Origin of the sequence: Polaromonas eurypsychrophila (assembly GCF_014641715.1) — a bacterium.
Classification (GTDB): domain Bacteria; phylum Pseudomonadota; class Gammaproteobacteria; order Burkholderiales; family Burkholderiaceae_C; genus Polaromonas; species Polaromonas eurypsychrophila.
Genome location: NZ_BMIG01000016.1, coordinates 57,765 through 63,912, shown reverse-complemented (window position 1 = coordinate 63,912; position 6,148 = coordinate 57,765). Strand labels below are relative to the sequence as shown.

6 protein-coding genes are annotated in these 6,148 nt (G+C 59.9%); all 6 read left to right on the top strand.

The genetic code is table 11. The features are described from left to right. Positions 1–376 precede the first annotated feature (376 nt). Genes IEX16_RS17515 through IEX16_RS17490 form a run of 6 tightly spaced genes read left to right on the top strand, consistent with a single transcriptional unit; the run spans position 377 to position 6,148 of the window. Complete coding sequence (locus tag IEX16_RS17515) at positions 377–670, top strand: hypothetical protein (RefSeq protein ID WP_188709765.1); 294 nt, start codon at positions 377–379, stop codon at positions 668–670. Then, positions 667–1,818 carry a non-hydrolyzing UDP-N-acetylglucosamine 2-epimerase gene (wecB, locus tag IEX16_RS17510; RefSeq protein ID WP_188709764.1) on the top strand — a complete coding sequence of 384 codons (1,152 nt, stop codon included), beginning with the start codon at positions 667–669 and terminating at the stop codon, positions 1,816–1,818. Before IEX16_RS17515 ends, wecB begins: the two co-directional genes overlap by 4 nt. Positions 1,819–1,838: 20 nt before the next feature. Then, positions 1,839–3,227, top strand: coding sequence for a glycosyltransferase family 2 protein (locus IEX16_RS17505; RefSeq protein ID WP_188709763.1), 1,389 nt, complete (start codon positions 1,839–1,841; stop codon positions 3,225–3,227). After that, positions 3,224–4,267 (top strand): bactofilin family protein, encoded by a 1,044-nt coding sequence (locus IEX16_RS17500; protein WP_188709762.1) that lies wholly within the window; start codon positions 3,224–3,226, stop codon positions 4,265–4,267. Before IEX16_RS17505 ends, IEX16_RS17500 begins: the two co-directional genes overlap by 4 nt. Then, the gene (locus IEX16_RS17495; protein WP_229676410.1) at positions 4,264–5,244 is read left to right on the top strand and encodes a hypothetical protein; all 981 of its coding nucleotides are present in this window, start codon (positions 4,264–4,266) and stop codon (positions 5,242–5,244) included. The genes IEX16_RS17500 and IEX16_RS17495 overlap by 4 nt, the downstream gene beginning before the upstream one ends. 58 nt (positions 5,245–5,302) lie before the next feature. Continuing rightward, complete coding sequence (locus IEX16_RS17490; protein WP_188709761.1) at positions 5,303–6,148, top strand: YaiO family outer membrane beta-barrel protein; 846 nt, start codon at positions 5,303–5,305, stop codon at positions 6,146–6,148.

Genomic DNA, 6,148 nt, shown 5'->3' with positions numbered 1-6,148 from the left:
GGCGCTGCTTGGAACGGCTGCATTAATGAAGCGCCCCTAATGCAAAAAAAAAGCCATCTAACAGAGCGCGTGAATGTAGGACGCTGCAGCCAGCAGACTGCCTGTTGCTGGACTTTTTCATGATCGGGCTTACGTGCGATACCGCACAGACATCCTCAGAACGTTCTGCGAACTTGGTTACATGAAGTGCTGTTTGGCCTTTTTGCGCGGGTGGGTTTTGCCTCTGGATTTGAGGAACGGATCGGTTGCTTGCGGGGCGAAGGTGGCGTCCTACAGCGAGGGGCGGTATTTCCCCAGGTTAACCCTGAAGCCGGCTTTTTATAAATTGCATGAGGACAGAAATTACAAACCCCACAAAGCTTCACGCTTCACAACCATGCACCACGAATTCGATCAACTCAAGAACTTTGCCGACATCAGCGCGCTCAAGCCCGCGCTTCATACACTGTGTTCGCGTTATGGCTCGGTCGCCCGGCTCGACATCCTGGCGGCCAGTCAGGCCGGCAAGCGCCAGGCGCTGTGTTTTTTGCGTATGGACTCCGCCGAGCAGGAGCATCAACTTATGAGCGAACTTGGGGTGGGCCGCTTCGGTGGCGATCTGGTGATGATTGTTGACTTGCAGACGCCGACCAACATGGGTCACCCGCAGCAGATGGCGCAGCCATCATGACTGCCTCCGCGCCGCCTGACGCTGGAAAAGCTGTTCACAATATTCTTCTGGTTTCGGGTACACGCCCTGAAATCATCAAGCTGGCGCCGGTCTACCACGCGCTGCGACAAGCGCCCTGGGCGCGTGTGCAGTGGTTGCACACCGGCCAGCACGCGGACATGGCAAGCCAGATTCTGGCTTGTTTTGACGTGGTGCCTGACATTACGCTCACACGGACCGGCAGCAGTCTGCTGGAGTTCAGCGCCGGTTGTCGGCAGCAGCTCGAGTCAGCCATGATCGAGCAGAACTGGTCGCTGGTGATTGTGCAGGGCGACACTGAAAGTGCTTTTCAGGGGGCCCTGGTTGGCTTTTACAACCGGGTGCCGGTCGCGCATGTTGAAGCCGGTCTGCGCACTTACAACCTGGCCCGACCCTTCCCCGAAGAAGGCTTGCGTCAGATGATCAGTCGGCTCGCGCGGTTTCATTTTGCCCCAACCCAGCGCGCCCGCGTGGCGCTGCAGACGGAAGGCATCGCCGACGAATTTATCGAGTTGACCGGCAATACCGTGATTGATGCCCAGCAGTGGACATGTACCCACCGCGGCGTCAAACGGAGGGTTGCGGGACGCGGCCACATGCTGGTGACGGTGCACCGCCGTGAAAATTGGGGCAACGATGTGCAGGAGATTTGCCACGCGGTGGCAGACATCGCGCGTCAACAGCCCGACCTTCAGGTGCTGTTTCCGGTGCACCTGAACCCGGTGATTCAGGGGCCGGTCAGCGATATTCTGGGTGGCATCCCCAATGTCACGCTGACGCAGCCGCTGGACTACACCGGCATGCAGCAGGCGTTGTCCGATGCATGGATGGTGCTGACCGACTCTGGCGGCCTGCAAGAAGAAGCGCCCACCTTCGGCGTGCCGGTACTGGTGCTGCGCGACGAAACCGAGCGGCCTGAAGCCATTGAAGCGGGCTGCGCGCTGTTGACCGGCGCGACGCGCCACGCGATTGTCCAGGAGGTCAACCGCCTTACCCACGACAGTGCGGCTTACACGCGCATGGCGCAGGCCGGCAACCCGTTTGGCGACGGCACGGCGTCGGCGCAGATTGTTGCCGCGCTCAAACGAAGCCTGGTGACCGTCTCTGAGCCGCAGCCCGTTTTGGCCTGATTTTTCCAGGAGTAATCTCTATGTTGTGTAACTCTCGCGCCTTGCCGCTGAAAATCCTCGTGTTGACGCTGACCACTGGAGCGCTGCCGGCGTTTGCGCAGCCGGTGGCAGAAGGTCTGGTGCCCACGTTCAAGGACTACCCGGTGGCGGCCGTGATGGCGTCGTTGTTGGTGCTGATCGTGGTGCTCATGACGCTTTACGGCATCCGGCATTTCATGTTCACCATGAACCGCCTGACCGGCGTGCAACGCCACCCCTACATCGACATCGCGGTGGCGCGCTGGCCGACGATTACGGTGTTTATTGCTGCCCACAATGAAGAAAAAGTCATTGCCGGCTGCATCGAAGCGCTGCTGAACACCGACTATCCGGCAGACCGGCTCAAGATCATTCCGGTCAACGACCGTTCGAAGGACGGGACCGGCGCCATCATCGACAGCTATGTGGCGCGTTTCCCGGAACGCATCTCGCCATTTCATCGCGTGGATGGCAAGGCCGGCAAGTCGGCCGCACTCAAGGACGCGTTGCATTTTGCCGAGGGCGACATCGCCATCATTTTTGATGCTGACTACGTGCCCGGCAGAGGCTTGCTCAAACAACTGGTGGCGCCGTTTTTTGACCCCGAAGTTGGCGCCGTGATGGGCCGCGTGGTGCCGGTGAACAGCGGCGCCAACCTGCTGACCCGGATGCTGGATCTGGAACGCTCAGCCGGTTACCAGGTAGACCAGCAGGCGCGCATGAACCTGAACCTGATGCCGCAGTACGGTGGCACCGTGGGGGGCGTTCGTCTGTCCGCGGTCGAGGCAGTCGGTGGCTGGCATGACGACACGCTGGCAGAAGACACCGACATCACCTTCAGACTGATGTTCAACGGCTGGAAAACCGTCTACACCAACCGCTCGGAATGTTATGAAGAAGTGCCCGAAGAATGGAGCGTGCGCATCAAGCAGGTGACGCGCTGGGCCAAGGGTCACAACCAGGTGATGGCGCGTTACTGGTGGCAGTTTGCCAGCAGCCCTTATCTGACCCTGGGGCAACGCGTGGACGGACTGTTGCTGCTATTTGTGTTTGTGATCCCGCTGGTCATGCTGGTGGGCTGGTGCCTGGCGCTGGGCCTGTATTTCCTGAACGCTGGCTCCCTGCTGTCGCAGTTGATCCCGATTTTTGCGCTGATGGTGTACGGCACTCTGGGCAATTTTGCCGCCTTTTTTGAGATTGTCGTGGCGGTACTGATCGACGGTAATCGCAGGCGCTTGCGGCTGCTGCCTTTCAACATGCTGGGCTTTTTGGTGAGCCTGTTTGCAATCTCGGGCGCCGTCTGGAGCCTCATTCTGGACCGGGTGCTCAAGCGCGACATGGTCTGGGAAAAAACCATTCGTTATCGCGGAACCCCAGGGGTGACCAAATGATGCCCTCAAGTTATCTCACCTATACCGTGTTTGCGGTCGTCTGCCTGTTGCTGCTTACCTTGCCGTTTGTGCCGGCATTTCGCGAGTGGCTGCGCCCGACCGATTTGGCGTCGCTGCCGATCTCGCCCAACTACACCAGCGACATCGACCACTTTGCCCGGCGCCTGCATGCCGACGTTACGGCCAAGCTGGGACAGGGCGAGGCGACAGGGTATGAAGAGTTTGACTTTGTGCCTGACGCTTCCGAGGGAACGGACTGGCGCAGCGCGACCAAACGCATGATTTCCCGAAGCAGTCTGAGCAGCCCGTCGCCAATCCAAAGCACCCAGCCGCTGTATGTGCAGGGTGACCTGCGTGCTGGCCCGGCATCCGCTTTTTCGGCGCTTTACGCTACGGGTGATATTGCGCTGGATGCAGAAAGCGAAATCCATGACTGGGCGCACGCCGGTGGCGTGTTGCGTCTGGGGCGCAAGGGCATTGCCCTTCGGCGAATTTCGGCGGGCAGCGCCATCGAGCTGGGTAACGAAACCTGGTTTGAGCGCCTGCAAGCGCCATCGTTGCACTTCGGCTCCCGCGACGCACCGGCGCCCACGCCATATCCCGGTACCCCGGAAGAGGCCAGTTATGCCCAATTGCCGGACGCGGTGCAACAGACGCCGCTGCTGTTTTTGATCCGCGGAAACTGTGCGCTGCCGCCGGACAGCATTTTTCGCGGCTCGCTGGTGGTGACGGGTTTTCTGACCATCGGCATGGGCACCACCGTTATCGGTGACATCAAGGCGCGTGAAGGCGTGAGCATAGGTTACGGCGCGGAGGTGCACGGTGCGATTACCTGCGAAAAGCGCGTCTATGTGTTCAAGCAGGCCCGTGCCTGGGGGCCGCTGGTGTCGGAGAGCGACGTTCTGATCGGGGCCGGCGCGGTGATCGGCCTGCCCGATGCGCAGACGACGGTCAGCGCCAACAACATTATTGTGGAAGATGGAGTCACGATTCACGGAACCGTCTGGGCGCATGAAGTCGGTATGGTGAAAGCGGCATGACGGGCAAACGCTTCTTTTTGAGCTGCGTGCTGTTTTGGATGGGTCATGCTGGTGCCTCAGATGCCTCCGCCGTGCTGGATCTGACCGGTTATACCGAACCAGGTGGCGCTATCACCGTGCTGCACAGCGGCGACTCAGCCGACCCCTACTTTGCCATGCAAGCCTTGCTGCTAGCGTATGACAATGGCATGGGCATCACGGCACCGGCCGAAAAGTTCGTCAACTGGCTGTTGCCCCGCCAGAAACCTGACGGCACCTTTGACCGGTTCTGCCGTCACTCTGTTAAAAAATGGGTTTCCTGCAAAACCGCTGATGCAGACGACTCGCTGCTGGCGTTATGGCTGCGTTTGCTCGACACCATGCCGGAAAAGATGAGCAAAAATCCGGCTTGGCAAAAAAGTCGTTCTATTGCGCAAGCTTCCCTGGCGCATTTGTTTCAGCCATCGCGCGGCATCTACATGGTTTCACCGGTGGTGTTGCACGGCCTGTTCATGGATAACCTGGAAGTCTGGTCGCTCAAGGTAAACGGCAGGCAGCCGGCGCAGCGGGTCGAGGCTGAAAAGCTGGCAAGCGCTATCCATGCTACGTTCTGGAATCCAGTGGACAAGCGGTATTTGGTATCTACCCAGCTTGAGCAGCGTTCGCAAAAACCGGCCTTTTACCCGGATCATGTGGCGCAAATCTTCCCATTACTGGTGGATTTTCCGCTGCTGCCTGCCACCGCGCGGCAGCATTACCGTGCCTGGATGCAGACGCATCGATCAGAATGGCTTGCGCACAGCAAGGCCGATTATCCTTGGGGCGTGCTGGCTGTGCTGGCTTTGCGGCAGAACGACAGGGCCAGCGCAAGCTGCTGGCTGCGCGAAGCGGCGCCCATGCGGCACTCTGCGCGTTGGGCGGTGACCGACGAGACTGCTTACCAGTTGCTGGTGGCCAAGGGCCTGAGTGCTGCCAGCGCCGGCGTCAACTGCAAATAGGCAGCAATTGTCTGGTTTGTATTTTCAAATTCAAAACGATTTTTCCACAGGAGGTCTCATGCTCAGAATCAGTCCCGTTGTCGCCCTGCTGGGCTTGCTTTTACCCATGGCCGCTGCCCTGGCCCAAACTCAAACCCAAACGGCTGCGCCCAGCCGCGTCGGCGTGATGCCGGCGCAGCCGGCCCCGGCCGGTACACCCTTGCAACGCAGTCTGGAGCTCAGTGCAACCGGACAAAATCTCTCGGGGGGAATTGGCAACTGGCGCGATGTCACGCTACGGGGGACCTATGGCTTGCCTTCCCATGTGCTGCAAGGTGAGTTGTCGCAGAACCACCGATTTGGCGTCGACGGCACGTTTGTCGGCCTGAGCGACACCTACACCTTCAATGAAGACTGGCACGGGTCGGTGGCCGTAGGCGCGGGCGATGGCGCTTTTTATCTGCCGAAGTTCCGGGTGGACGCGACGCTGTACCGGAAGTTTCTTCCGGGGCGTAATCTGGTTGGCTCAGTCGGGGTGGGCTACTACGATGCGCCCACGGGTTATACCGACAGGAGCGTCTCGCTCGGTGCGGCCTACTATTTTGAAACGCCGTGGATCGTGGAGGGTGGCGTGCGCATGAACACCAGCAACCCTGGCTCGGTTAAGAGCCAGCAGCAGTTCGTGGCGCTGACCTACGGTCGGGCCAAACAAAACCTGGTGACCGGGCGTTATGGCTGGGGCAGTGAAGGTTATCTGGCGGTTGCCGCCGGTGCGCAACTGGTCAACTTCGACAGCCGCGAGGCCAGTCTCAGCTGGCGCCACTGGTTGAACTCCAGCACCGGTGTGCTGGTTGGCGTCAACCGCTATATCAATCCGTCGTACCGCCGCAGTGGGGTCACGGTCGGCATCTTTCACGACTTCTGA

What these genes read in the sequence shown, in the direction of transcription:
- IEX16_RS17515 (WP_188709765.1), top strand. Translation starts at nt 377, where the DNA reads ATGCACCACGAATTCGATCAACTCAAGAACTTTGCCGACATCAGCGCG.
- wecB (WP_188709764.1), top strand. Translation starts at nt 667, where the DNA reads ATGACTGCCTCCGCGCCGCCTGACGCTGGAAAAGCTGTTCACAATATT.
- IEX16_RS17505 (WP_188709763.1), top strand. Translation starts at nt 1,839, where the DNA reads ATGTTGTGTAACTCTCGCGCCTTGCCGCTGAAAATCCTCGTGTTGACG.
- IEX16_RS17500 (WP_188709762.1), top strand. Translation starts at nt 3,224, where the DNA reads ATGATGCCCTCAAGTTATCTCACCTATACCGTGTTTGCGGTCGTCTGC.
- IEX16_RS17495 (WP_229676410.1), top strand. Translation starts at nt 4,264, where the DNA reads ATGACGGGCAAACGCTTCTTTTTGAGCTGCGTGCTGTTTTGGATGGGT.
- IEX16_RS17490 (WP_188709761.1), top strand. Translation starts at nt 5,303, where the DNA reads ATGCTCAGAATCAGTCCCGTTGTCGCCCTGCTGGGCTTGCTTTTACCC.